Raw genomic sequence first — 24,921 nt, forward strand, 5'->3', positions numbered from 1 at the left:
ATCACCGTCTCTGACAGGTTCCTGATCATGTTAAATACAGCAGGCTGAAATGCAGATGGTGTTGTTGCCACCTGGGATGTGATATCACCGACCTGGTCATTAACGCTCTGGAACATGCCTTCTATAACACTCATAACCCCATCAACAAGTAAAGACTTAAGCCAGGAGGTCAATTCTTCTATAACTCTGTCCATAAATCTTGCTCCTTTGCTTTAATAATGGGGCTGGTGTGAAGCCAGCCCCGGACAATATGAAGTTTTCAGTCCTGCTACTTGCTATCGCGCGGCAGGTCGCGCAGATCTTTTCAGATCAAAAAAGACCTGAAAGAAGAGGAATGAGCTGTGTTCCGATGAGGGCAACTCCACCTCCCGCCATCAGCTGCTTCATTCCCTGGCTCTTAGCTCCAGGGTTGTCATTGCCATACCCCTCCATGAGGTTGATGACTCCCCATACGCCAAGACCGGCGCCAAGTGCTACTACAAGTGTCTGTAAAACTCCGACTGCTGAATTAAAGAATGCCATGCTGTTCACCGGAGCCCCATCGTCTACTGTATTAGCATCTTCTTCATTGTGTCCTAGAAGCTTTTTGTAAGCGCTGGATAAAACACATCTTATCCTTCGCCATATATTGCTACATACAGACAGGGCTCCACGCCCGAAAACTCTCATCTTCATGCTACCTCCTTCATCAAATAACCAAACTTCATAATCCTTCCTTCATCCGAAACCTCTAAAGTTTTCGGACTACTCTCCTTTCTCTGATTAAAAAAATGATTGATAGTTTCGTTATGCCCCTTCTTCATGTGCACCTGATTTTGGACATAAAAATAGACCAGTAAGTACCGGACGTCTCCGGCCTCTGCTGGTCTATGTAACTTTTTTTACTTTACCTGATTAAATTGACACCTTTAACTAATGTGTTATACTAATTATAGTCAACTTGTGAAGGGTTGAAGCTGGGTTCCCGAATGGGAGTAGGCGTAATGCTTAGAATTCCTTTGCTCCTGGGGTTGACTTTTTTATTGCCATTTTCTCATGCAAATCATCTAAGATTTTCTCAGGTGAAGTCTTAATCTGATCATAGATAAAATCAATTGCTTGCTGTGAATAACTGTACTGTGGCTGAGATGATATCTGATATACAAAGCACATTTTTTCGTTCTCCTTAATCCCAAAATATGCTGTGAAATTCCTAAAGTGGTAGTTGTTGATTACCGCATCGTTTCCTCGATATTTTAAATGTATACCATCTCTCGTGATTCTTTTGTTTAACTCTTTAATACAAGCTTTTGCATTATACTTATGTGTATTATTAGGATCCTTCAGTTCCTTTATTATCCGAACTCCATTAGAAGCGCTATTATCAATATGATAGATTTCTGTTGCTTCACTCTTATTCTTGGTCAAATAGTGATAATGCTCTACTTTTATAGCAAAAGAGCTATTATTCGCCTGAACCATAGGATCAATATCATTTTGAACTGCAATAAGCTTCTCGGCAATTTGTTTCGAATACTTTCCTCTTATTTCGGTTTCATCCAATGCTCTAAGCCTTACTGATAAAGTGATGAAATTTTCAGGTATAACCTGCGTCATATCAATTCCATGAAAATCCATCATTTTCTCTACAAAGTTAAAAACACACGCCTGAAGCAATGGAATATATACTGCTTCATATTCTTCTGTAATAAAATGCGTACTTGTATTTCGTAGCTCAATAACTTTTTCCAGATTTTTCCTTAATGGAGATTTCTCGTTTGTAAATACCTTTTGAATGCAGTTTTCCAAGGAAATAGTTCTATTAGGTTTGTCATGATAGTAGATTGCATCTTCTCCGTCTTTTTCTGAAATATATGCCTTCAGCATAAGCTCCCAAGCATTACAGATAAAAAAACTAAATCCTTCCAATCTATATTTTAATGTCGGTTTGTTATATATCTCTATTGCCATTACAAATGCTTCTTGGGCTTTTTCAAGAATTCTATCTTTTGTAGTCATCGCTTACAGATACCTCTTCTGCTAAAATATGCCTTATCATTTTAACAGAAAAGGTACATTAGATAAATCAATATTTTTATATTTCTACCACATCATAAATGTCCTCTTCTCTCAAAGACATCCTGGGATTCAAATTCTTTGCAATATCATACAGATTCTTCTTATCATATTCTGCAGTTTCCTTATAATGCGGATGCTGGGTTACATCATATTTGTCAGAAATAAATGGTCTCACACCGCGTAGCTGCAGAATACATTTTCCGCCATCCATAACGGCAAGTTCATCCATCGTCATGAGATCCTTCCCTGTCTTCTGATAATTCATGGAATATGAAGGGTTATTGCCTTTACTCTCACCGGTATTGTACATGTCTATGGTTTCCTTACCCAAAATCTGGTTCAACTCCTTTAACGTAGACTGCTCCGTTCCACCAAGAAAGAGTTGTGAATCCATATTTCCAACAATAGTGTCTGCGTTATCTTTATAGATAGCTTTAAGCTGTGATCTGGCCTGCAAGAAAAGACATGCGCTGATCTCACGGCTTCGGATTGTGGCAACAAGCTTCTCCAGATTAGGTATCTGTCCGATATTGGCCGTCTCATCAATAAGACAGCGCACATGAACTGGGAGTTTTCCTCCATAAACATCATCAGCCTTTTCGCAGAGAAGATTAAACATTTGCGTGTATATAAGCGCAATCAAGAAATTGAAAGTGTTGTCTGTATCACTCATGATAAGAAAAAGTGCTGTCTTTTTGTCTCCCAGAGCATCAAGCTCAAGTTCATCATAAGCAGTGATCTCTCGGATTGATTCAATATCAAAAGCCGCAAGTCTAGCTCCACAGCTTATAAGCACTGATTTCATGGTCTTGCCTGCAGCTATCTTGAACTTTTTATATTGCCTTACAGCAAAGTGATTAGGCTCTTTTCTCTCAAGATCTCTGAAAAGCATGTCCACAGGGCTCATATAATCCTCGTCATCTTCTCTGACATCGGAGGCATTTATAAGCTCAAGTAGAGTGTTGAAGTTCTGCTCCTCATATGGAGCAACATAATAAATATAGCCAATATAGGCAGTATACAACAGAGTTTCTGCTTTGGTCCAAAATTCATCCCCTGATTTTCCCTCCCCTTTGGTGTTCGATATAAGAGCATTCACAAGCTTCAGGATATCCTTCTCAGAATGGATATATCGCAGCGGGTTATAATGCATGCTCTTTTTGAAATTGATGGTATTAAAGACTTTTACATCATAACCATGCTTTTTTAATGTTGCTCCTGTCTTAAGGATAAGGTCCCCTTTGGGATCTGTTATCACATAAGAACTATGCATCTGCAAAAGATTCGGCAAAAGAAAGAATCTCGTTTTACCTGATCCGGATCCACCAACAACCAGTACATTTTTATTTCTGGCATACTTAGGATTCTTTGGTCTGCTTTCCATGGTAAGACGCTCTGTCTGGGTCAGAATAACATTATCCTGGAACTTGGGATTTACAAATGGTTCTATGTCCTGTGGCTTTCCCCATCTTGCAGTTCCATATTCAGCTCCTGGCCGATACTTCTTTGCATTTTTACCTTTCAGGTAAACTGCCAATCTGATACCTGCTCCTACAGCTATTCCCACCAGGATATCAAAAGGATATAGACTTGGCAGCACATTCGACATAGCCTGTGGAAGAGTATTCATAAGTGAACCAATGCGCTCGGAAGCATTTGCTCCTGATGACAATCTCCATGCCTCTCCTAAGTTAGTACCCACAAGCCCCATGATCACATAAGGAAGATTCAACAAGATAATTCGTTTTTGTTTACGTGTCATCTGACCATCTCCTTTACCTTGATTTTTGCTTTGACCATCTGCTCTTTTGCCTTTTCTTTGTATATATCAAGCTGATGAAGCACGCTTGGCCGGTCTTTCTTGAATGCTTTTACCTGTTCAAACTCGTTCATTACTGCTTCAAGGGCATCCATGTCTTTTGCCTTAAAAAATACTGTGTACTTAGGTGGATCTACCGATTTATCTTTTGTAATGGCGAAATCAACGCCATATCTTTTTGCGATACGCTGAAAATCTTTAATGCCTTCGTCGCCCACAAGCATACTTGTAGCTCCCTGGTCCTGGCTGAGAAGCTGTTTTACAGTCTGCTTTCCTCTATAGCGCTTTGGCCCCATCATCTGCTTGTGTCTTCTGTAATTTATAAAGGATCTGACTGCACCTGTAATTACTCTCCATGAAAACTTGGTAACGGTAACCGCCAGATTTATGGTTTTCTGTTCTACCTCCTCCTGCATAAGAATCCCCCTTTCAATGACAAAAGCAGTAGACTTTTGTATCTACTGCTCTGCCTGATCAACTAAGATTTTGTTCTCTTTCGCGCTTTTTCTGCCACTGTTCGAGCAGTTTCACGATTGTTTCCTCCATCTGTTTTGGTGTATATGACTTCGGAAAATACTTCCTGAGAATATCATTTTTTATTGTTACTCTGTCCACATCTGACTTTTTCTCTTCTGACATGATCACATTCATTGCCTCCTGCGTTAAGCCTTCTTCCTGTGACATTTTTTTGATACGCTGAGCCTGGGATAAAGACGGCGTTGTCTGTGAGAAGTCCATTGCTTCTAACAGCCGCTTCTGTTCATCTACATCAAGATATGACAGTTCTACTGCCGGATTGAATCCAATCTGCTTGTTATCAACCATATCCAATATTTCCGGAAGAAGATTTGTAAGACGAATATATCGCTGAATCTGATTGCGACTAATGCCTGTTTCTTCTGCCAAAATTTGATCAGACCTTAAATGTGTCCCAATTTGGGACGCATTTTCTTTTAATGGTCTGCCTGCTAATCTCTTCATGGCATCAAGCTTCATTTTAAAGGCCCATGCTCTCTCACTTGGAAGCAGTTCCTCTCTCTGAAGGTTGGCATCTACCATCAATATTGTGGCTGCATCATCATCCAAATTCCTTATGATGCACGGAAGCGTTTCTTTTCCAGCAATTTCCGAAGCATGACATCTTCTGTGGCCTGACACAATCTCATATCCGCCTTCATCTCTCGGTCGCACAATTGCCGGAGTGAGGACTCCAAACTCCCTGACACTTTCAACAGTTTTATCCATCGCTTCATCATCCAGAATCTTAAAGGGATGGTTTTTAAATGGATGAAGCTCCGATAAAAGAATATCCTGAACCTGCTCGGTTCCATTTCTATCTTCTTTACTCTGAACCTCTGAACTGCCAAAAATGTCATCATAACTCGAAAGCTGAATGTTTCCGCGAGATTTCTGCATTCTTCAGCACCTCCTTTGTCAGCTTCTTATATGCCTCTGCAACCTTTCCTTTAGGATCATGCTCATAAATACTTTTCCCTGCAGCACTGATCTCGGCTGCTCTTACAGAAAAAGGAATCTCTGTATCATATACCTTGATATTCTTTCCATAGACATTTCTTACAAGGCTACTGATCTCTTTTGCATAATTTGTCCTGCTGTCTACCATTGTCAGCAATATCCCATCAATTTTAAGTCCTGGATTCATCTGCCTTTTTACCCTGCTGACAGTTTGGAGAAGCTGTTCCAGTCCTTTTGCTGACAGGTACTGACTCTGAACCGGAATAATCAGTCTGTCAGCTGCTGTAAGTGCATTGACCGTAAGCATTCCAAGTGATGGCATACAATCAATCAAAACAGCGTCATAATCTTTTTTCACACAGTCTATATATTCTTTCAGGATCCTCTCCCTGCCCATAGCATTCACTAGCGAAACCTCAAGCCCTGCAAGTGATATGTTTGCCGGGAGAAGATCAACTCCCTCAAAATGATGGATGATTCCTTTATCTCGTTCTATTGGGTGTTCCTGAAGAACACTGCTCATTATATCCGTCACCGTAACGGATATATCATCAGTCTTTGGATATCCCATGCTGATAGTAAGAGAGCCCTGCGGGTCAAGATCAACCAGCAGGACTCTTTTCCCTTCTTTAGCAAGGCCTATTCCTATATTCTCGGTACTCTGAGTCTTCCCTGTCCCACCTTTCTGGTTGACCAGGGCATATACTGTTCCTCTGCTCATACTCTTCCTCTCATTCTTCAAAAGTATCCCCTTGCATGGTCATGACTAACCATATTTTCATAATGGGCATCAATAGTAAGTGGCGCATTGTAAAGTGCTGCAATAAGATACTGCCTGACATTCTTAATATCGGTTGTGTTGCTTTTTAGCGAATCTATAACATATGCTACATGGCTGTAATCAAGCTGCCTGAACTGATCTTTTACAAGCTCTGGAGATTTCTTTACTCCACCAACAATGAAATATCTGGCATCGTCCGATAAGACATCAACAATCAGATTTGTTATCTGGTCTATTAGCTCACCGTTGTAAGGAAAGCGTTGTTTCAAACTGCATGTATCAATATTCTCACAGACTTTTCTTTTAAGCTCAGGTATGTCAGACCAACAGAAATCTCTTTTCTCATCCCTTCTCATCGCATCATCAGAATAAGTCATATGTTCTGGCGGATATACCTTGATAAGATTAGATAAGATATTTATATTTTCAGTATTACTAAAGTCAGTATTATTTATATCAGTATTATTAGATTCCTGTTTTGAACATCCTTGGATTTCTATTTTAGGCATTCCAGGATTTCCATTTTGAACATTCTTGTTTTCACGTTGCGACATATCAGAAAGGATCTTCTTCACATACAAAAGAGCTGCCTTCCCCTGTCCTTTAAAATCCTTATCTACAAGTCCTATATCAACAAGCTGTTTAAGTGTCCTGCAAGCCTTTCCATTTGAGCATCCTATGCTGTCGCTGATCTGCTCAATCGTGTAGATAATATATACTCGGCCTCTTTCATCAAACCATTTATTCTCTGCAGACAGACTCATCCTGTCCAGTAACAGGCCATAAAGAACCTTGGCATCACTTGTAAGCTCTTTAAACCTTGCATCTGTAAACAACAGCTTCGGTACTCTGATAAAACTGAACAGATCCGCTTCCTGACCATAGAAATAATCAAACTCAGCCATTTATACTAATTCCTCATTTCCTCAAGAATCTTACGGGTGCACCAGCCTATACATGGCCAGTGCGCTCCGTAAGGGCAGTCTTTCACACACTTTTTACGCGTCTGCTTATTTCTTCTTATGACGTAAAAGCACTCAGAATACCTGGTGCATACGCCCTTGCTTGTTCCAAAAAAGCACTTTTTACAGTCCTTTGGTTTATCAGCCGCGTATTTTTCCATTAGATTGCTTCGCCTCCGCGATCTCTGTGAGGCTTAGACGCTGCATGCTCAAGTGTTCCTTTCTTGATATCAACTTCCTTATCCTTCATTCTGTCTTCATACTTCTCCGCTAGCTCAAACACCTTTGCATCTGCATCATAGTGATATACACTGTCTGTGAGCTGGTCTAAAGGATCCACTGTTGTGGCATTTACCTCTTTTACCATGTTCTCAAGACTTGCCGTATCGAATTTTCCATTGTCAGGAATGATCAACACCTCATGAATACTGCTGGGTAAAACAAAGAAACTACCACCCACTCTGTCTGCAGCCTGGTTCATAAAGTCCTGATATGCAAGAACACCTGCGCCATGGACATTTCCTTCAACAGAAGCTACAAACATCTGCTCCTGTTCAGGTGGAATATTTAGACCAAGCATTTCAAGATCTTCAACGCCCATCTGAGCAGCAAGAACTTCGCCCATTCCCTTGATGACCAGCGGTCTGATCTCAGGAGCGTTCTTTAATGCATCTTCATGAAGCTGATCTGCAGATATACCATAGGTATCAAGCATCTGATTTGTTATAAGAATCGAACCTACTCCCTCCGGGGTTCCTCCAACCACAAATCTGTACACAACGGCCATATCTTCAACAGACTTGTGTGGTACAGTCTCAAGCATTCCCTGGTTTCTTTCTGCAGAGACAACCTCGATTGCCAGCTTATCTTTCATCTTTTCATAATCTTTGAAGGCTTCGACATCAAACTCCGGTCTGTTGCTCAAAGCATCTCCTGCCATCGTTGCGGCCTTGTCCACAACATCTTCATAAGCAGTGCCATCTTCATATGCCGCATAAAGGCTGTCTACGTTGAGATTTACACCTATTTCGCCATCTGTTTCCTTTACTGTAAGAGCCTCATAAGAATCATTCATCTTCTCGACGTTCCTGGCCTCCACTTCAAACTCTTTCCCGGTGTCTTTCTCCAACTGCTCTTTTACATCATTTGCAAGATTTTCCTTGAACTCTTCGTAATTCATCATGTATCCTCCTATGAATTGAATAATGGTTGTGCCCGATTTTGGGCGTAGAAAAAGAGCAGTCATTCTCTTTAAGAACAACTGCCCTTTATGTAAAATCCATATTCAAATATCCTGCGTGATGATGTCCGGTTAACAGTATCTACACCAGCGCTACACCAGGCCTACACCAACTGCCATTTTCTAATGTGAATTTATGTAGCGAAACGTGTAATTTAAGTTTCCAAACAATCGCGAAATAACGGCTCGCGTGACCTTATGTAATTATACGTGATTAAGGAGAAGTCTTTCGATTCCTAGTTTCATATAAATTTCCTTCTTTCCTCTAAATATCAGTATTTCAAAGTTGCCAACATTCGTTTTGCAACTATTATTGCAACTTTTCTACTATTCTTTTCGTGTCCTAATATATCTTATCGTAAATCAATCAAAATTCAAGCATTTCATATAAGAAGAAAACTTTTCTGTTACTTCAACAATTGTCTCCTCACTTTCATGCACATAAGTATCAACAGTGACCTTAATACTGCTATGTCCAAGGATTTTAGAAAGCCTCTTATAATCTTTGCTCATCTCACAAAATCTCGTAGCAAATGTATGCCTCAAATCATGCATTGAGAGAACTTTTATTCCCGCCTTTTCAGTCATCTTAATTGTGCGGATTCCATGATTTGTTTTTGGCGGCCCCCATGTCCATTTTTTCAAGCTATAACGGTATTCAAGTGTCCTTCTAATATGTATCTCTTTCTTTTCAAAATCGACATTTTTCCACTGAAGCCCAATCAGTTCAGACGTTCTCATCCCCGTCTCCAGAATCAGTCTAAACTGCGGATAATTTGCATAGTCCTTTGCAACACTTATAAATGCTCTTTGCTCATCAATAGTAAAGAAATCTATTTCTTTTTTTACCTGTATCGGCATCTTAACACCATTCTTTGTAACTGGTGTGCGAGTAATATATTGATTTTCAAAAGCCCACCAAAAGAATGTAAGGTTTTAATTTGTTTGAATATGATTTAATAAGCAGATATGCTGATTCTATTCTATTTCACATAAATCCTATTATCGAAATGTATCAAGCCCAGGATAAAACGTGCAAATAGCTAATCTCTGGTTCTGACAAAGAAAAAGATATTTTGTCTGCTTACTATTAACGTCTTTTTCTCAATATCGTCCTCAAAATCTTCCTTTGCAGGATATATCTCATCCCACTGTTCAATCCCCTGAGAGGGCATCAGCACCTTTGGCTGAATCCACCATCTTACTGATTTCTTCTACATCTTCAAGTCTTCCTAATCTGTAATTCATAATTTTTCTCACCTCGTAATTATCATCATGTCATCATCTTCATCCAGCATGCTCCAAGGCACCATTAAAAATCTTTATACCTAACAAAAATCCCCGCAATCAACTATATTCGTGTTGATTACGGGGATAACAGCCAGCATTTATCTAATTTTCCTACTTACCTAAAATCTAAAGCCATATCCAATCAGTACTCATACCTTGCTCTGAAACGCTTTAGCGTAAGCATAGTAACAATAAGGCTTATAACCTCTGAAGCAGGCCACGCTATCCACAAGCCTGTTCCTCCAAGAAGTGCTGTCAGTCCATACAGACACGCTACCAGAATGAGAAATGTTCTTACGAATGAAAGCATTCCGGATACAAGGCCATTTGAAAAAGCGGTAAAAAGACCTGATCCAAAGACATTTATTCCTACAAACAGGCAGCCGGGAAGTGAAAGTAAATATCCTGCCTGACAAATCTCATAGAGCTCTGTCCCGGGTTCAAAGAACACCGATATCACCGGATTTTTCACAGCAAATAACAATACGCAGCAGGCCACTCCGATCAGAATGCACCAGGTCATGCTGAGTTTATAAACCTTCTTTCTCATCTCAGTATTTCCGCTTCCGTAGTGAAATGAAAAAACAGGTTCAACTGCCGATGTCAGACCCATGAACACCATCATGATAAGTGTTTGCAGGTAGGTAATTATTGTAAGAGCACTGATTCCTATCTCACCATAGCATCGAAAGGCCAGGTGATTACTAATAAGCACTGTGACACCCTGCGCCAGGTTGGATACCATATCGGAGGAACCGTTAAAGCAGATTTCTCCCATTTCTTTCAGGTCAGGCTTTGCCAGCTCCAGCTTGTATGAGCTCTGCTTGGTAATAATATAAAACCATACAGCATATACGATAGTGATGCAGTAACCGATCACCGTAGCTATGGCAGCACCATGTATGCCCATGTTAAACCATTTCATGAACACATAGTCAAGAACGCAGTTTAATACTCCGCCTACCATGATAACAACTGCTGCTACAACGGTTTTACCCTCGCCAATAATAAGAATGCCCAACTCTGTCTGCATGATAATTGCAATTGAAAAAGTGCTAAGCCCTATGTAATACGGGCGAAGATATTCAATAGTTCCTTCTGTTGCTCCGCAGAGCCTCATGATCGGGTCAGCAAAAACAAGACTTATTACTGTAAAAATAACACCTATAAGAATTGTAAAGACCATTACTCTTGAAAAGGTCTCGCCTGCCTCTTTTCGTTTACCCTCTCCTACCTTCTTAACTATCATGGCATTGCCACCGGTGCCGATCATGACTCCGGCTGCAATAACTAGCGAAATAATAGGATAATACAGATTGATGGCTGATATAGCCAGCTCTCCGATAAACATCTTAATGAAAAGACCATCAACCGTCTGATAAACAGCTATAAACACAAATACAAAAATACTGGGCGCAATAAATTTCAGAAAAGACCATAAAGTAAAGTCCTGAGAGAGTTCCTGTTCCTGATCCATAAATTATACCTTTCTACTGAAGATACCCTTTACGATATCGAAGATATTCTTCTCGTTCTTAATCTTAGCCTTAATCTCACGGATAGTGATATCCTGCTGAGAATTATGGGTCACCATGGTCTGAGCCAGTTTAATGTAAATCTGCTCAAATTTTTCAATACTCTCATCTTCATAGCGGCTTGCTGCATAGTCTATCATAAGCTGAAGACCATCTGAGCCATCCAGAATCTCCATATCAAGAATGGTCTGAGATGCAGCCTGGTTCTGTCGCACGTCAACTGTCTCGATATTAAATCCGTCCATTCCACTCATATCACGGATATCCTGCTGATACAGCAAATATGCAGATTCACCGTTAGCTACCTGATTATGAAGATCTACATAAGGATAGCAGCTGTATTCTATTCCCTTTTGAACCTGCTCGTGGACATCAGCAAAAACATTACGCAGAGTTTCGTCGTCATTGAAGCGGATACCTATAGGCAGATCTCTGAACAACAGACCAACTGTGGTCATATTCTGCATATCCTCACGTCCGTTATATATCCAGCTAAGCTTAACATTCGGAGCGTTGTTGTAAATTGAAATTGCAAGAGCCGCAACAGTTATGAAGAACTCATTTCTGCTGATCTTGTACTCTCTCTCAACGGCGCTCATCTGAGGCTGCTCAATTTCCAAAGAAGCCATCAGTTCGCCCATTTCATTTTCACGGCTGTTCTGATCAATATTGGGATAACATGACCATTCCACATTGTCATATTTATCCTCAAAATATTTCCTTGCCTCCTCATAGAACGGATTATTAACAGCATCCTCTCTGCGTTTGAGCATCAGGTAATAGTAATCAGGATCTATGGGCATTTCCATAAATGCTTTTCCTACACCTTCAAGGAAAACTTTAAGACTTGTTCCATCAAAAAGTGAATGGTGAACATCGAAGAAAGAATACAGCGCTTTCTCTGTCTCAAAGATACGGGCTCTGTACATTTTACCGCCTATAAGCTTGAAGGGATAAACCAAGGAATCCCTGACATACTTAAACTCAAACTCGGAAAGCTTCTCCACTGGAATAGGCTGGAAAATATCAGGCGTATATCTCTGAATAAAATCACCATCTTCGTTGTAGTCAAATGTAGTAAGAAGAGCAGGATGAGCCTTGATCGCAGTCTCCATGACTTCACAGAGCTTTTCTGCTTCTATCATCTCCTTATCAAGCTTCATAAGAGAGAACAGATTATACATGGTAGAATCCGGAGTATAGAGCTGATAGTCGATCATGTACAGCTGCTCAGCTGTAAGAAGATGCGGGCTTTCCATGGAAAGTGCATTAAGCTCATCGGGGTTACCCTCTTCATTGTTAAACTGATCCTCATAGAGCTTAGCAATTTTCTCAGGAGTTCTTCCTCTGAATACCATGCCCGCATTCAGTCCCGGAAGGACTTCCTCACATGCTGTAATAAGCTCGATAGATGTCAGGGAATCTCCACCCATCTCGTAAAAGTCGTCATTTATGCCCACACGGGATAGCTTAAGTACCTGTGCCATCTTTTCACAGAGATTCTTCTCAACTTCATTATTAGGCTCAACATAATCACTCATGAAGTCGCTGATATCCGGAGCAGGCAGACCATTTCTGTCCATCTTGCCGTTTGCCTTCATGGGTACAGAATCAATCTTCATGTAATATGCAGGAATCATGTAATAAGGCAGACGCTTCATAAGCTCCTGTCTGAGACTCTCTGTATCTACCTGAATATCTGCTGTATAGTATGCGCACAGGAAGCTCTTGTCATTCAAATCAAATCCGCGGGCAGCTACCCAGTCGATGCCAAGCACCTGCTTGATGGCCGCTTCTATTTCCGCAGGCTCGATTCTGTTGCCGTTAATCTTGATCATGTCGCCGCTTCTGCCAAGCAGAATAAGGTTACCGTTTTCATCTTTTCTTGCCAGATCGCCTGAGTGATAGAAACCATTTACAAAGTGCTTTTCAGTCTCTTCGGGCAAATTGATATATCCTCGAACATAAGGATCTTCAAAGCAAAGCTCACCGGTTTCTCCCTCAGCAACCTCATTGCCATCTTCGTCAAGGAGAACAATCTTGGTATCTACCATAGGCTGACCGATGGGGCATGTTTCATATGACTTGTCGATAGGGAAAAAACCTACCGCATAGCCACTTTCACTTGCTGCGTAGATATTGATAACATCAAGATTTTTAAGATAAAGGTTATTGGCAGGCTCACTTCCTACAAACAGCATTCGAAGGAAAGGTCCTGTCTGTCCACCAAGCTTCCTTGCATAGGACGGTGTAAGGAAGGTTATTGTTATACGCTTTGTCAGGAAAAACTTTGCGAGAGCCGTAGGATTTTTAATTACAGCATAAGAAACGATATAGTTTTTGCCGCAGAATACGTTCAGGCAGGCCAGAATAACTATGACCGTGGCAACAAAGTTCATAGGCGCAAGAGTTGCAAGCCTGTCATTTTCATTGAAAGAAGCTTTGCCATCAACTTTAATTGAATCAATTGCTCTCTGCAGATTACCATACTCATGAATAACGCCCTTAGGATTTCCTGTTGTACCTGAGGTGTAAATAGCATATGCAATATCATGGGAATCAGGATCAACGTGGCCGGGAATCGGATTTTCTGTCATAATCTCTTCCCAGTTGCTGCCATTTATCTCTGCCTTACAGCCGCAGTCCTTTTTAATATACTCGATTCTTTCAGGGGCATAGGTATCTTCAACAAGCGCCCATGCTGCGCCTGCCTTCCATACACCCACCATGGCTATTACAGGTTGAACACCTCTGGGGAGGTTTATCAATACAAAATCCTCTTTTCCCAGTCCCTTCTTCTTCATCCAGGCATATACACGACCTGTCATGTCATCAAACATGGCATAGGTCAAACCCTTTGAATAGACATCATCAAAAAGAATCGCAGCGTTAGGTTTCTTTTCAGTAAACTCCTGCAATCTATCAATTATTGTACTCATGTTTTACCCCTCATATCGAAATACTACGAAACAATACAACATCTAATTATATCATTTACAATTTTTCGTATTTATTAAATAACCATTAAAATCGTGCAAAATAGGGGGATTTTCCCTACTTAGTCGCTTCTCTGATAATCTAAATTCGTTATTTAAAATTTACTAAAATCCATTCACCTTTTTTATTTGAGCCCACTCTCTTTACTACGCCCTTTTCAATCAGCTTTTGTAGTTCTCTTTTAACAGTAGCTTCAGAGCAGCCAAGTTTGTCTCCCATCTCTTTTCTTGTCATATCAGATCTCTGACGAAGCAAATCTATAATTTGCTGCTCCCTTCTTTCCAATTTTATCGGGTCATTTATCGGGTCATTTATCGGGTCATCGTGACCCTGTAAAAACTTGCCACTGATATGCATCTCTCTATTATGGAGTTCATGTTTCTCATCAAGTAAAAGATTTCTCAGAAACTTTTCGAGATACTCTGTGGTCTCGTAAATTCCATTTTTAATATCATTGTAATTTGCACGAACCAAGGCATTCCTAAAATACCATGAATTCTCGGCAAATAATGAATTCTCAGCGTCAAAGCCAAGCATTCTCAGATATTTGATAAAAAATACGGCCGTGGTTCGGGTATTTCCTTCTCCGAAAACATGTATCTGCCACAGTCTGGATACAAATAAAGCAAGATGATGAATAGTCTCATCCATGGTTAGCCCATTGTATCTAAAATCTCTTTCCTGGGAGATATCGTAATCAAGAGTCTCTTTCAAGGCTAATGCCCCACCATAAGAAACAGTGTCTCCGTTCAGGACCCATTCTTTCTTGGTTATATTGTAATCTCTCATTTTCCCGGCATGATCATATATTCCCCAAAATAGTTCTCTATGGATGGCCACATACTGTGCTGGCGAGAATGTAAAAGCCTTCTCTGAAAGAAGCTTGGCAATTCTTGCGGAAACCTTGTCAGCTTCTTCTGTTCTTGCCCCTGTTTCTTTTCTTCCTTCTTTTGAATCATAATAACTGTTAATAAGCTCTCCGGCTTCATCAACAGAAATCGCTCCTTCTATGCTCTTTTTAGCTGTATCATACAGATATTCTGATGGCTTAATCCCATCAACATCCTGCAATCCGATAGCCGCAGACCATGCCTGCCCAAGTTCTCTCCTGGACGGTGGAAGATTCTTTATATATTGTTCAAACGGATCTTTTTCTATATCTTTCACAACTGCTCCCCTCGAAACAAATGATTCAATAATTATAGTGTATTCGTAGCAACGAGTAATTACAATATCAAAGCTGTTTTCTTTAAAAGATAAAGAGCCGTCATTCTTGTTTAAGAACAACTGCTCTTTATGTAAAAAAGTTGGTGAAATTAGTAGTCCTAGGACTACCCGCGTGATGATGCCGAATTTTTAGTTTCTACGCCCCAAAAACGCCTGTCTTACACCAATTGGTGTAAATCTATGTGATTTTATGTTAAATTACGTGAAATAGGCAATTTCGGAGATGCGCTAAATAACTGGTTATGTAACGATATGTGACGAAACGTGACAATCGAGGGGCGTCTCGATTCCTAGTTTCATATTTGTATATTTCTCCTTTAAAAAAGCTTGTTTTTTCAGTATGTTTCAACATGAATTACAGGTCGAGCGCCGCAACTAGTACCACGGCACAGAAACCCATGACATAATATCACATTTCAGTTCAATAATAAAGGTTGTCCATTTTGGACAACCTCATTAAATATTTTATATCCTCTTTTTGCTTATGCCCTTAATAAACGTCTTTTTTAGTTCATTCGGTTTATAAAAGAATTGTTGTTCTCCTTTACTCAATCTTTTTTCATCCCTTTTAATCTGAAGGAGATCGATAGTACACAGAAAATCTGCAGCCTGAAGGAGACGATATTTCTGTGGTTCAGCTTTTCTAAATTCAACATTTGATAACTGAATAGAGAATATAGCATTAAGAATCGAACCAAGCTCTCCTTTGATCATGAAAAACAAAAGTCACTAAATAGTAATCTCTTACATCCCTTGTTTCTCCAAAATCACCTGACTCATCTATAAAAATGCTAAGTTCTCTCATCGTGGTTAACTCCAAAAAAAATGACGGGAAATTCTTCCCGTCTGCGGTGATCCAAAGAGCTCTCGCTCAGATCAACATTATAATAACATAAATGAGCTATTTTTTCAACATTTCAAACATCTCATTGTTGATTTTCAGCCCACAATTACTCTTTATTGCTATTTCCCAAAAACATTTCCTCAGCGGTCTTCCCAGGATAAAAAGCTCGTTCCTCTTCTCTACTTGAATCCCTTAATCTCAAAAAATGCTCATTCATTGATCTGAAAACTTTTTCTACTAAATCATTTTTTCCTTGTTTTAATAAACCCTCGATCAGCGGCTCATAATCCTCATAAACTCTTAATTCTTCACCATCTTCATATCTCAGCTCAATATGCGTATCCTTAAACAAATGATTGTTGACTACATATTTATACTCGATATCACATGCATTGGCAGTATCAATCCAATGATGGATTCCATCCCATCGTACTTTTGTATAGAGATTTGCTGGAGGTTGATCATCATACGCATCATACTCATATGATACACAATAGTTCTCGTCATCATAGCTCTCATCATTATCGTAGTAATACAGATTACCCTGATAATTTGGAGCTCCTGCTCTAGCTAGAATCCCCTTTTGGCCTTCCCAAGTAAGTCCAAAAAAATCAGTCCATTCAACATGCCTTAATTCAAATTGAGCAGCATCTCGTTCTATTGAATAAAAATCTGGTTTTAAATCTTTATCCTGACCATAAAAGCCCGCACTTCTCCTAGCCCTAGTCTGCAGATATCTTTCGCTCTGTTCATCAGAGTTCTTCAATGACCACCGCCATCTCTCTGGATAATATTTGATATAATCATCAAAATACTCTCTTATAGCTTTTCCGCTCATTACATTCCCCCGCTTTCAAAAAATATATTATTAGAATATATATTATACTAATCAAATACTTCCACTATTGTCAATATCAATAGTATAATTACTATATTATTACTAAATAAGGACAAAATTATGAACGAAAACTATGGCGAACAAATAAAGAACTATCGCGTAAATCTTGGCATGACACAAAATCAGGTAGCAAAAGAGCTAGATGTTACCCCCGGCTATATAAGCAATGTTGAAAAATGGCGTACTGCCATGTCCCTTAGGCTTCTTATTTATTATTCCAAGCTCATGGGAATAACCTTAGACGAGCTTGTAGGAAATATAGAGCCAAGCTATAAAAAATCGGCTATCGACAACGCTCTCTGGACTGAAATAAAAAAACTAGATAACATGCAAAAAGAAAAGCTTCTTGAAACTATCAAAATATGGCAAATATAATAGAAAAAGAGCCGTCATTCTGTTTAAGAACAACCGCTCTTTACTCTCAACAGTGTTGAGAGTTTTTAGATTCTTATGTAATATTTTCCACTGAAATTAGTAGCCCTAGGTTTACCCGCGTGATGATGCCCAAATTATAGTTTCTACACCAGTAAAACTCCGCCTCCGAGCCAATCGGGCTAAAAATAAAGCGGTGTCACGTAGATGTCCACGCTACTATATAATCTGAAGAATGTAGCGTGCCTATTTCGCATTTACTGCATTTTCTTATCTAAATGACATTGGAATGACCTAGTGGACGGAGTCATAAATAATATGGGTTCTTAAATGATGTTTATCCGGTTCTTGTCTTTAACTCTCTTCTTACATCTTCTACTACCTTGTCTTTGAATTCTTCGTAGTTCAACGCCTACCTTCTGAAAGTAAATAGTTTCAGGCTCAAAATGAGCGCAAAAAAGCAGCTACCTCGTTTGAGATAATCTTCTCTGTCATTGACATCCCCGGACGGGTTTGTTTTGTGTTAATCAAAGTACTTAAGACTAAGTGACACTTTCTTCAAGTATTAGGGCTCATTTTGAAACGGTTGGTACAAACTCTAATTTCAACTGCATCCCTAATCCTTCTGCTATCCTTTTCATCATAGCAAGGCTGGGATTTCGTGTTCCATTTTCAATCCTACTAATATCAGCTTGAGTAATGCCTGTTTTTTCAGCAAGTTCTTTCTGCGTAATATGTTGACTGTTGCGCGCATCAATCATCGCTTGAATTATATCATACTCCGGTTGCAATACATCATATTCCGCTTTCACTTCCGGATTTTGCAGAGCTTTCTTTTTATAATCTTTATAACTACTCATGACAATACCTCCGTTCATAATCAGATTTATATTTTTGCGCTAAATCCAAGTCTGCCTTAGGAGTCTTTTGTGTTTTCTTGACAAACCCATTTGTTAATATAGCCTTTTGCCCCACGAAGAAGAAATAGAAAACCCTTGTAATATTTGATCCTTGCTTTGTCCGAAGTTCAAATATTCCATCTCCCATCGAACCTGAATACGGTTCACGAAGCTTTGGACCATTTGTTTCCAACAAATCAATTGTCCTTAAAGTCTTCGCCTTTATCTTTGGCTCTAACGAATCCAAAAACTCCTGAACAGGACACTGACCTTCACTAGTATCATAAAATTCAACTTCAAACATTTCGTTCTCTCCTATAATAATATGTCGTATTCAACATATTGTCAATCTCAGCATACCCACCGGAATATCGATCTATCTCTTGAATAGTTCCCTTAAGAATTTCCTCTTTCTGAGTATCATGCCATCTAACTTTAAACTTTACTCATTTTTCCATCCTCGAAATAGTCGGTTGTTTCAAAATTTGTTGTCTAGCAATAATCTTCTTTATTGTTTGTGAATAATCCCGTTTCTCCTCATACTTCCCTCGAGCAGGAGAAAAGCATTTATATGTCACTATCATCTCAATTTTCTGACTTACCTTTTTTAGTTCTTTGTACGGAGTGTATGTAAATGTCCCCTTACAATTCTTTTCATAATATTTTCTTTGCTTAACGATCCTTTTGTTATAGCAATCCTCACATAACGGTTCACACCAGCGGTCATTCAACAATGGTGCATTCATACGTCCACATGAGATACAGAAAAAACCAGAAATATAGTCATATTTTGATTCCAGGTCTAGCACTTCCATAGGTGCACCGTTTGAGTATAACCTTAGTGTTCCATACTTTTCCTTTACCTGCACCCACTGAAATTCTTTCAAATAATGATTTCGAATCAGAACTTCTCTGTATTCCTCTAGCATTATTTTTCCAAATGCACGTTTCCAGCCAATAGGAACATCGTCATACATTGTATAACTGTAGTCATTAACCTTATTCCCATACCAATCAACCAGCGCTATCCAGGGATACCTTTTTATCAATTTCTTGTTTCTAAGGATTTTAGTTTTTCTTCTTTTTGCTTCACCTTTTCTGCTCACACTAATTACCTCTATCAAGTAAAACTTTCTCTTCTTTCGACCCCCCCCAAAAAAAATATACTTATAATATATATACTATACTAATCAGATACTGTCCTTCAGTCAATACTAATAGTATAATTATATATATCATTAATAAACGAGGTGTATTATGAATGATAACTACGGAGAACAGATAAAGCGTTACCGAATCAATCTCGGAATGACTCAAAATCAGGTAGCAACCGAATTAGATGTCACACCTGGATACATCAGTAACGTCGAAAATGGCAGAACTGCTATGTCACTTAGACTTCTTATCTACTATGCCAAACTTATGGGAATCACACTTGATGAACTTGTTGGAAATTTAGAACCGGACTACATAGCATCATCCATCGACAACGCGCTAATGGCTGAAATAAAAAAGCTCAATAATGAGGAAAAAGAAAAGCTTCTAAAAACTATTAAATTATGGAAGAAATAATGGACATTGGGACAGGGTTTGTGGTCCATTAGAAAATTAATTTTGCCACAACATCATCTTCATTCGTATATATAAGCAGATAAGAAAAACAACCATTTCACTTTACGTGGCTTATGCTTCACGAGTGGCAGGAATAGTTGTTACGTGAAAAAATAGCATCTACAGCAAAGGTGACGACGTTTCACCGAAGCCTAGGGATGCTATTTTTTTATTCAGATACATTCATTTAGATTTAAGATAAAGATATCTTTTACCATGTACAGAACATCATTATTCAGTGTATATATCATTTCATAAATCCTTTAATTTAATCCCATTTTCATCCTTCCAATCAACATTGCCATTGGATGTATGCCCCATTACAACCGCTGAGGCTGCTGATGGAGCATTAAATTCGTAATCACGTTGAAATATCCTATCAACTATCGTCCCATCATTCTCCAATTGCTGTCGTAACCTGTAATATGATTTACCCCTAGTCTCAAATGATGGTACTGTACCGTCAGATACCCTGGAGCCTTTAAGAACTGTAATTCCACCAGCACTTATAAATCCCTTTGCCTCTGCCCCAGAGCCCTTACAGAAAAGATACTTAGTATCATCTGCTGCTTGTGGAATTGCGGTAAGTACATTGTAGCCCAGCGTTGCTATAAGAATCTTTATATTATCTGTAAACTCTTCCATAGAAGCAATTTGAGATTCTTTCAGCACTGTTTTACTATAGGTATTCTTTGTAAGAACTATATAACGACCGCATTCACGGGCAATCTTCACTAGGCGATTTTCAAGATAACGTATAAGAGCCTTATTAAGAGCACTTCCCACAAAAGCTACAGCAGTATTCCAATAATAATCTTCTTTATCGGACTGATAATCTCTCAAATGCTGTTTCAGTCTATCAAGAACATTCTCTGCTTCGCCAATATAAACAGAGTCTCCTCCATCTTCTTCTTTGCAGAACAGAAAGTAAACTCCTACTCCCTTGATGTCATCTCGCTCACATTCAGCTACTTCGGTGCGCGGAATCTTAATTGCCTTGCCGTTCCAATTAGACAATTCTGCAGTTATTAAGCTTTCTGCGGTTCCATTCACGAGAAATAATTCAATTGATTTTCCATACATGATAATACTACCTTCCTAATCTCAAAACGCCGAACGCAACTTATCGGCTGAAATATCATAATTCTCTAAATAATACTTATATTGTTCTGATTCTAAGAATTCTTTTCTTAACCCCACGCGAGCTATAGGTTCAAAACAATATCCATACTTTTCAATATACGGCATATAATCACTAGTATCTGCACAAACAATGGTTTGAGTATTCTTGGCACTTTTATTCCCAAGACGAAGTCTTAATTGTCTTACTGCTAATTTCTTAAAACCTTTTTCAAGAAAAATATAGTTTTCTCCACCCTTGTGCGCTCTTGAATCATAAACCAAGCAATCTGGCTTCTGCTCCAATATACGTTTCATCATATTCTCCTCACTTAGTGTAAGCACTCTACCATCATCTATCTTGTCTATTAATTCCTGTACTCCACATTTTCTACCATCTACAATAATTAACGGCTCATCATTATCAGTAATAGGAATAGTACTGGTAGCATCATCATAAGCCCAAAAAGTAATAATATTGTTGCTTGCACCATGCTTTTTTATTTCTGCTCGAGAAGTATTGGGAGAATCTGCCCAATAAGAAATACGTTGATCAGGAAAAAGCTTCGAATACCGCCCCCTGCATTCCCTTAGATTTCCTGCATGAAGTTCATAAACAGATTTACCATAAAAACTCTCATTGAATTCCACACATCTATAAAAATCAAACTCATCAGTCACATATACTGGTAAGTTCTTATGCTTATATATAGCCCTCAAATAATCATTGCTTTTAAAAAATTCACCCATCCTGCGATACCTAAATCCCCTCTACTTCTCAATTTTCACTTTCTTTAGTATATCATTTAAGAAAAATCCTTCAAAGGCAAGCTCTCCAAGTGGATTTGCTAACTGTGTTCTAAAGTTCGTTGTCTTTTAAACTAAAACTTGTCTTTTATAAAGACCACTTTCAATCTGGTGCCGCAATACATTGCTAGACCACCCCTGTTCGATACATTGATTTGCATACTATAAAAACTCATCTGTATCCCTTGACCAATTGTTTTCCAATATTTTCTTCACATAGAACAGTGCCTTCTGGGGATTGTTTTTACAATTTCCAAGTATCTGTACATGGTGTCCCCATGATATAAGAAAAATTATACTCTGCTCCAAATCGTCAACTGCTCTATGTAATATTCAAAATACTTAAATATATGTTAAATCCATTGTTTTTATCGGCGAAACACGTTAATATACATGTACAAGGTAGTACATAATACTATTGGGGCTGGTCGTAAGACCCGGGTCCAACGATACGGTGTGGGTGTCCCACACCATTTTTTTGCTATGGAGACTGTATGAAAGAAATAAGCATTTTTATTGATGAATCATGAGATTTGGGGAAGTTCAATAAAAAATCTCCATTCTATATTGTTACGATGGTTTTTCATGATCAATCATCAGACATCACCGCTTGTTTGGCTTCACTTGAACAAGAATTATTATACCTCGAATATCCGAACCACTGTCTTCATACAGGTCCTATAGTTCGTATGGAGGATGAGTTCAAGGAAGAAAACATCGTCGTAAGAAGAAAACTTCTCATAAAACTTCTTGAAAATAGAATAATAGTTTCGGCTCATGCGCATTTCTTGTGATATCAATGGGCATAATAATAGACCAATACTGGCTCTGTAATACATAAAAAGCAGCAAACCATTTATTGATCTACTGCTTTAAGTGCAAATAAAAATATTCACCTGTTACTTCTGAAGCTGCTTTGCTATGATTGCATGCTCTTTGCCTTGTATACCACTAGCTGTAAGAGCTTGATCCAAAGTCCATTCATATTTTCCATCTACAGCATCAATATCAAGCTTGATATTTCTTCCGCCTGGATATGGGCTCTTAAGTTCAACCTGACCTTTAACTCTGACAACCTTGACGTTTTTTCGGTCAAGACTCTTGTAATATGGTTGCAATATCACCATCAATACATATACTTCTATCTGCAATTTCCTCTGGGCAGAATGATTCACCATAATTTAAGCAGGCATATACCGCTTTTTCATTTGCCAGCGTCATCTGCCAGAACGGATACTTTATTATTACGGGCGTATTAGCTCCTACTCCCAATTCAAGATAAAGAACATGAAGATTCTCATGTCTACGAATAAAATCAGAATATGCTGCAGATGCCCTATGCCATCCTTCATCTTCGACAAAAGAATCATCAGCTCTCAAATTCATAGTCATATCAGAGCCGTCACCAGGACACTTTGGAATCAGTTCAGTTGGTATCCTCATACTGATTTTTCCATCCTCTGGAAGTTGAAAAACGCCAGTTTCATCCAGAATAAAACCTTGGGCTTCCATAGCTTTCATAACCCAATCTTCATTGTCATAGGTTTTCCTGACCCTCGGATCAACGCTTTGAAACAGTCCGTAATCTCCCTGGGTATAGAACAGTCTTTTCTTATCAAAGCCAGACCTTTGAAACTGATGATCAACATTAGTTGTGATCACAAAATAATCTTTTTCTTTAACCAACTCCAGCAACATTTCATATACAGGCTTTGGTGCTTCCATATAGCGGTTGATATAAATATTTCTAGCCCAGTAGGCCCATGAAGTTTCAGGGTCTAACCGCATCACATAAAATCCACCGGAATACATGTCATGAAAGCCATACTGCTCTTCAAAATCAAAAAAGTACTTCTGAAAGCGCTCTCCGCTGTATGTAAATCCTGCAGATGTGGATAAACCTGCCCCTGCACCAATAATAATTGCATCTGCTTCATTAATCTCTTTTTTCAGTCGGCTTATCTGCTCTTCTTTGCTTCCCTTCCCATAGGACATGCTTCCACTAAAATATCTCACAGCATTCATTCCTTTCTTTATAGTTTCCTGATAACCGTTAGGCATATCACCATATAAGTTTTTCATAAATGGTCTTATCTTCATCTTTGAAAACATTGAATATCACTCTTTCTACCTTACCAGGATTTTCACGAAGCCATTCTGACACAGTCTTAACGGCAATCTCAGCTGCTTTTTTGTTAGGAAAATGAAATACCCCTGTCGAAATACAGCAAAAAGCAACGCTCTTCAGGCCATTTTCAGCACACATATCCAAAGTGTTTCTATAGCAGTTCTCCAAATCCTTTTCCAATTCAGGAGTAAGTTTGTATTGGACAATTGGTCCTACTATATGAATAACTTTCTTTGCCGGAAGATTATACGCTTCAGTGAGCATTGGAACGGCGGTCGGCTGCTCATAATCTCTTCCATATCTGATTCGAAGTTCATTCATCTGCCTGTTGCACTCAGCTCTTAATTGCACTCCTGCAAAAGTATGGATACAGTTATCTATGCATGTATGCATCGGGACAAAACAACCGAGCATCTGCGAATTAGCCGCATTAACAATAGCATCCACCGAAAGTCTTGTGATATCTCCTTGCCAGATAGAAAGTCCATCCCTGATAACCGGGATGTCTGATAGATTCACCACACCCTTTTCAGCCGCTCTTTCTGTCAGATATTCATCCTGTACTTTCATTACTTCAGAGGACAATTCTTTTGGCATACGGATGTTCATAAGTGACCTTAAGATTCGTCTTTTATCTTCCGTACTATTTGGAGTCTGTAATTCCTTATATTCATCTGAATCTGCCTTAAACGCTTCTACGAGATAATCAAGACGTTCGTCCTGTGTTGTATTCTTTGACATATTTCACATCCTTCTAAAAAAAGACTCTGAAGTAAACACATCAGAGTCTCATTGTTAAGCTTCTTTTGCCAACAGTTCCTGCATTCCGGATCTTAAATCATTAAGAGTGTATTTTTT

The 24,921-nt window shown here is 39.0% G+C and carries 26 protein-coding genes; 2 read left to right on the plus strand and 24 right to left on the minus strand.

Going from position 1 to position 24,921, the window contains the following annotated elements; all coding sequences use genetic code 11:
* The 16 genes from E7303_RS15360 to E7303_RS15435 all read right to left on the minus strand — a co-directional run.
* Positions 1-194, minus strand: a 194-nt coding sequence (locus tag E7303_RS15360) for a VirB6/TrbL-like conjugal transfer protein, CD1112 family (protein WP_292146290.1), incomplete at its 3' end; no start/stop codon positions are given.
* A 115-nt stretch (positions 195-309) separates the two neighbouring features.
* Positions 310-522 (minus strand): Maff2 family mobile element protein, encoded by a 213-nt coding sequence (locus E7303_RS15365; protein ID WP_026494149.1) that lies wholly within the window; start codon positions 520-522, stop codon positions 310-312.
* Positions 523-987: 465 nt separating this feature from the next.
* A complete protein-coding gene (locus E7303_RS15370) occupies positions 988-1,998 on the minus strand; it encodes a DUF3644 domain-containing protein (RefSeq protein ID WP_292146291.1) in 1,011 nt (336 codons plus the stop codon).
* A gap of 76 nt (positions 1,999-2,074) precedes the next feature.
* Positions 2,075-3,820: a VirD4-like conjugal transfer protein, CD1115 family gene (locus E7303_RS15375; protein ID WP_292146292.1), complete on the minus strand. Its 1,746-nt coding sequence runs from the start codon at positions 3,818-3,820 to the stop codon at positions 2,075-2,077.
* The gene (locus tag E7303_RS15380) at positions 3,817-4,293 is read right to left on the minus strand and encodes a PcfB family protein (RefSeq protein WP_292146294.1); all 477 of its coding nucleotides are present in this window, start codon (positions 4,291-4,293) and stop codon (positions 3,817-3,819) included. Before E7303_RS15380 ends, E7303_RS15375 begins: the two co-directional genes overlap by 4 nt.
* Positions 4,294-4,351: 58 nt before the next feature.
* Positions 4,352-5,293 (minus strand): ParB/RepB/Spo0J family partition protein, encoded by a 942-nt coding sequence (locus tag E7303_RS15385; protein WP_292146295.1) that lies wholly within the window; start codon positions 5,291-5,293, stop codon positions 4,352-4,354.
* The gene (locus tag E7303_RS15390; protein WP_292146296.1) at positions 5,253-6,074 is read right to left on the minus strand and encodes a ParA family protein; all 822 of its coding nucleotides are present in this window, start codon (positions 6,072-6,074) and stop codon (positions 5,253-5,255) included. The genes E7303_RS15385 and E7303_RS15390 overlap by 41 nt, the downstream gene beginning before the upstream one ends.
* A 17-nt stretch (positions 6,075-6,091) precedes the next feature.
* On the minus strand, positions 6,092-7,039 hold the full coding sequence (locus E7303_RS15395; RefSeq protein WP_292146297.1) for a DUF6017 domain-containing protein: 948 nt from the start codon (positions 7,037-7,039) through the stop codon (positions 6,092-6,094).
* 5 nt (positions 7,040-7,044) lie between these two features.
* Positions 7,045-7,257 (minus strand): hypothetical protein, encoded by a 213-nt coding sequence (locus E7303_RS15400; protein ID WP_292146298.1) that lies wholly within the window; start codon positions 7,255-7,257, stop codon positions 7,045-7,047.
* Positions 7,257-8,279: a DUF5688 family protein gene (locus E7303_RS15405; RefSeq protein ID WP_292146299.1), complete on the minus strand. Its 1,023-nt coding sequence runs from the start codon at positions 8,277-8,279 to the stop codon at positions 7,257-7,259. Before E7303_RS15405 ends, E7303_RS15400 begins: the two co-directional genes overlap by 1 nt.
* 420 nt (positions 8,280-8,699) lie before the next feature.
* Positions 8,700-9,197 (minus strand): site-specific integrase, encoded by a 498-nt coding sequence (locus E7303_RS15410; RefSeq protein WP_292146300.1) that lies wholly within the window; start codon positions 9,195-9,197, stop codon positions 8,700-8,702.
* A 571-nt stretch (positions 9,198-9,768) separates the two neighbouring features.
* Positions 9,769-11,103, minus strand: a complete 1,335-nt coding sequence (locus tag E7303_RS15415; protein WP_074890431.1) for an MATE family efflux transporter — start codon at positions 11,101-11,103, stop codon at positions 9,769-9,771.
* A 3-nt stretch (positions 11,104-11,106) separates the two neighbouring features.
* Entirely contained in the window at positions 11,107-14,100 is a 2,994-nt protein-coding gene (locus tag E7303_RS15420) for an AMP-binding protein (RefSeq protein ID WP_292146301.1), read from the minus strand.
* Positions 14,101-14,248: 148 nt separating this feature from the next.
* Positions 14,249-15,316, minus strand: coding sequence for a Fic family protein (locus E7303_RS15425; protein WP_292146320.1), 1,068 nt, complete (start codon positions 15,314-15,316; stop codon positions 14,249-14,251).
* A gap of 751 nt (positions 15,317-16,067) precedes the next feature.
* Entirely contained in the window at positions 16,068-16,190 is a 123-nt protein-coding gene (locus E7303_RS15430) for a hypothetical protein (protein WP_292146302.1), read from the minus strand.
* Between the two features lie 145 nt (positions 16,191-16,335).
* Positions 16,336-17,067, minus strand: a complete 732-nt coding sequence (locus E7303_RS15435; RefSeq protein WP_292146303.1) for a hypothetical protein — start codon at positions 17,065-17,067, stop codon at positions 16,336-16,338.
* Between the two features lie 120 nt (positions 17,068-17,187).
* Here E7303_RS15435 and E7303_RS15440 point away from each other — a divergent pair, with 120 nt between their 5' ends.
* Positions 17,188-17,502: a helix-turn-helix domain-containing protein gene (locus E7303_RS15440; RefSeq protein ID WP_292146304.1), complete on the plus strand. Its 315-nt coding sequence runs from the start codon at positions 17,188-17,190 to the stop codon at positions 17,500-17,502.
* A 569-nt stretch (positions 17,503-18,071) separates the two neighbouring features.
* Here E7303_RS15440 and E7303_RS15445 read toward each other — a convergent pair.
* The 3 genes from E7303_RS15445 to E7303_RS15455 all read right to left on the minus strand — a co-directional run bounded on the left by E7303_RS15445 (position 18,072) and on the right by E7303_RS15455 (position 19,504).
* The gene (locus tag E7303_RS15445) at positions 18,072-18,359 is read right to left on the minus strand and encodes a helix-turn-helix domain-containing protein (protein WP_176756041.1); all 288 of its coding nucleotides are present in this window, start codon (positions 18,357-18,359) and stop codon (positions 18,072-18,074) included.
* Positions 18,352-18,702, minus strand: a complete 351-nt coding sequence (locus E7303_RS15450; protein ID WP_090021394.1) for a type II toxin-antitoxin system RelE/ParE family toxin — start codon at positions 18,700-18,702, stop codon at positions 18,352-18,354. The genes E7303_RS15445 and E7303_RS15450 overlap by 8 nt, the downstream gene beginning before the upstream one ends.
* A 142-nt stretch (positions 18,703-18,844) precedes the next feature.
* On the minus strand, positions 18,845-19,504 hold the full coding sequence (locus tag E7303_RS15455; RefSeq protein ID WP_292146308.1) for a hypothetical protein: 660 nt from the start codon (positions 19,502-19,504) through the stop codon (positions 18,845-18,847).
* Between the two features lie 151 nt (positions 19,505-19,655).
* Between E7303_RS15455 and E7303_RS15460 the strand changes: the two genes are divergently transcribed.
* The gene (locus tag E7303_RS15460) at positions 19,656-19,970 is read left to right on the plus strand and encodes a helix-turn-helix domain-containing protein (protein WP_292146310.1); all 315 of its coding nucleotides are present in this window, start codon (positions 19,656-19,658) and stop codon (positions 19,968-19,970) included.
* 291 nt (positions 19,971-20,261) lie between these two features.
* Here the strand turns inward: E7303_RS15460 and E7303_RS15465 are convergent, their stop codons facing one another.
* The 5 genes from E7303_RS15465 to E7303_RS15490 all read right to left on the minus strand — a co-directional run bounded on the left by E7303_RS15465 (position 20,262) and on the right by E7303_RS15490 (position 24,804).
* On the minus strand, positions 20,262-21,092 hold the full coding sequence (locus tag E7303_RS15465) for a GIY-YIG nuclease family protein (protein ID WP_292146311.1): 831 nt from the start codon (positions 21,090-21,092) through the stop codon (positions 20,262-20,264).
* Positions 21,093-21,113: 21 nt separating this feature from the next.
* Entirely contained in the window at positions 21,114-21,878 is a 765-nt protein-coding gene (locus E7303_RS15470; RefSeq protein WP_292146314.1) for a hypothetical protein, read from the minus strand.
* Positions 21,879-22,834: 956 nt separating this feature from the next.
* A complete protein-coding gene (locus tag E7303_RS15480) occupies positions 22,835-23,062 on the minus strand; it encodes a hypothetical protein (RefSeq protein ID WP_292146315.1) in 228 nt (75 codons plus the stop codon).
* Entirely contained in the window at positions 23,028-24,017 is a 990-nt protein-coding gene (locus tag E7303_RS15485) for an SIR2 family NAD-dependent protein deacylase (protein ID WP_292146323.1), read from the minus strand. Before E7303_RS15485 ends, E7303_RS15480 begins: the two co-directional genes overlap by 35 nt.
* On the minus strand, positions 23,998-24,804 hold the full coding sequence (locus E7303_RS15490; protein WP_292146317.1) for a protein-ADP-ribose hydrolase: 807 nt from the start codon (positions 24,802-24,804) through the stop codon (positions 23,998-24,000). Before E7303_RS15490 ends, E7303_RS15485 begins: the two co-directional genes overlap by 20 nt.
* Positions 24,805-24,921: the final 117 nt, after the last annotated feature.

The sequence above is a fragment of the Butyrivibrio sp. genome (assembly GCF_015056685.1).
GTDB lineage: Bacteria > Bacillota > Clostridia > Lachnospirales > Lachnospiraceae > Butyrivibrio.

Coding starts and splice junctions, on each gene's coding strand:
- E7303_RS15365 (WP_026494149.1), bottom strand. CDS start 522: ATGGCATTCTTTAATTCAGCAGTCGGAGTTTTACAGACACTTGTAGTA.
- E7303_RS15370 (WP_292146291.1), bottom strand. CDS start 1,998: ATGACTACAAAAGATAGAATTCTTGAAAAAGCCCAAGAAGCATTTGTA.
- E7303_RS15375 (WP_292146292.1), bottom strand. CDS start 3,820: ATGACACGTAAACAAAAACGAATTATCTTGTTGAATCTTCCTTATGTG.
- E7303_RS15380 (WP_292146294.1), bottom strand. CDS start 4,293: ATGCAGGAGGAGGTAGAACAGAAAACCATAAATCTGGCGGTTACCGTT.
- E7303_RS15385 (WP_292146295.1), bottom strand. CDS start 5,293: ATGCAGAAATCTCGCGGAAACATTCAGCTTTCGAGTTATGATGACATT.
- E7303_RS15390 (WP_292146296.1), bottom strand. CDS start 6,074: ATGAGCAGAGGAACAGTATATGCCCTGGTCAACCAGAAAGGTGGGACA.
- E7303_RS15395 (WP_292146297.1), bottom strand. CDS start 7,039: ATGGCTGAGTTTGATTATTTCTATGGTCAGGAAGCGGATCTGTTCAGT.
- E7303_RS15400 (WP_292146298.1), bottom strand. CDS start 7,257: ATGGAAAAATACGCGGCTGATAAACCAAAGGACTGTAAAAAGTGCTTT.
- E7303_RS15405 (WP_292146299.1), bottom strand. CDS start 8,279: ATGATGAATTACGAAGAGTTCAAGGAAAATCTTGCAAATGATGTAAAA.
- E7303_RS15410 (WP_292146300.1), bottom strand. CDS start 9,197: ATGCCGATACAGGTAAAAAAAGAAATAGATTTCTTTACTATTGATGAG.
- E7303_RS15415 (WP_074890431.1), bottom strand. CDS start 11,103: ATGGATCAGGAACAGGAACTCTCTCAGGACTTTACTTTATGGTCTTTT.
- E7303_RS15420 (WP_292146301.1), bottom strand. CDS start 14,100: ATGAGTACAATAATTGATAGATTGCAGGAGTTTACTGAAAAGAAACCT.
- E7303_RS15430 (WP_292146302.1), bottom strand. CDS start 16,190: ATGAGAGAACTTAGCATTTTTATAGATGAGTCAGGTGATTTTGGAGAA.
- E7303_RS15435 (WP_292146303.1), bottom strand. CDS start 17,067: ATGAGCGGAAAAGCTATAAGAGAGTATTTTGATGATTATATCAAATAT.
- E7303_RS15440 (WP_292146304.1), top strand. CDS start 17,188: ATGAACGAAAACTATGGCGAACAAATAAAGAACTATCGCGTAAATCTT.
- E7303_RS15445 (WP_176756041.1), bottom strand. CDS start 18,359: ATGAGTAGTTATAAAGATTATAAAAAGAAAGCTCTGCAAAATCCGGAA.
- E7303_RS15450 (WP_090021394.1), bottom strand. CDS start 18,702: ATGTTTGAAGTTGAATTTTATGATACTAGTGAAGGTCAGTGTCCTGTT.
- E7303_RS15460 (WP_292146310.1), top strand. CDS start 19,656: ATGAATGATAACTACGGAGAACAGATAAAGCGTTACCGAATCAATCTC.
- E7303_RS15465 (WP_292146311.1), bottom strand. CDS start 21,092: ATGTATGGAAAATCAATTGAATTATTTCTCGTGAATGGAACCGCAGAA.
- E7303_RS15470 (WP_292146314.1), bottom strand. CDS start 21,878: ATGGGTGAATTTTTTAAAAGCAATGATTATTTGAGGGCTATATATAAG.
- E7303_RS15480 (WP_292146315.1), bottom strand. CDS start 23,062: ATGGTGATATTGCAACCATATTACAAGAGTCTTGACCGAAAAAACGTC.
- E7303_RS15485 (WP_292146323.1), bottom strand. CDS start 24,017: ATGAAAAACTTATATGGTGATATGCCTAACGGTTATCAGGAAACTATA.
- E7303_RS15490 (WP_292146317.1), bottom strand. CDS start 24,804: ATGTCAAAGAATACAACACAGGACGAACGTCTTGATTATCTCGTAGAA.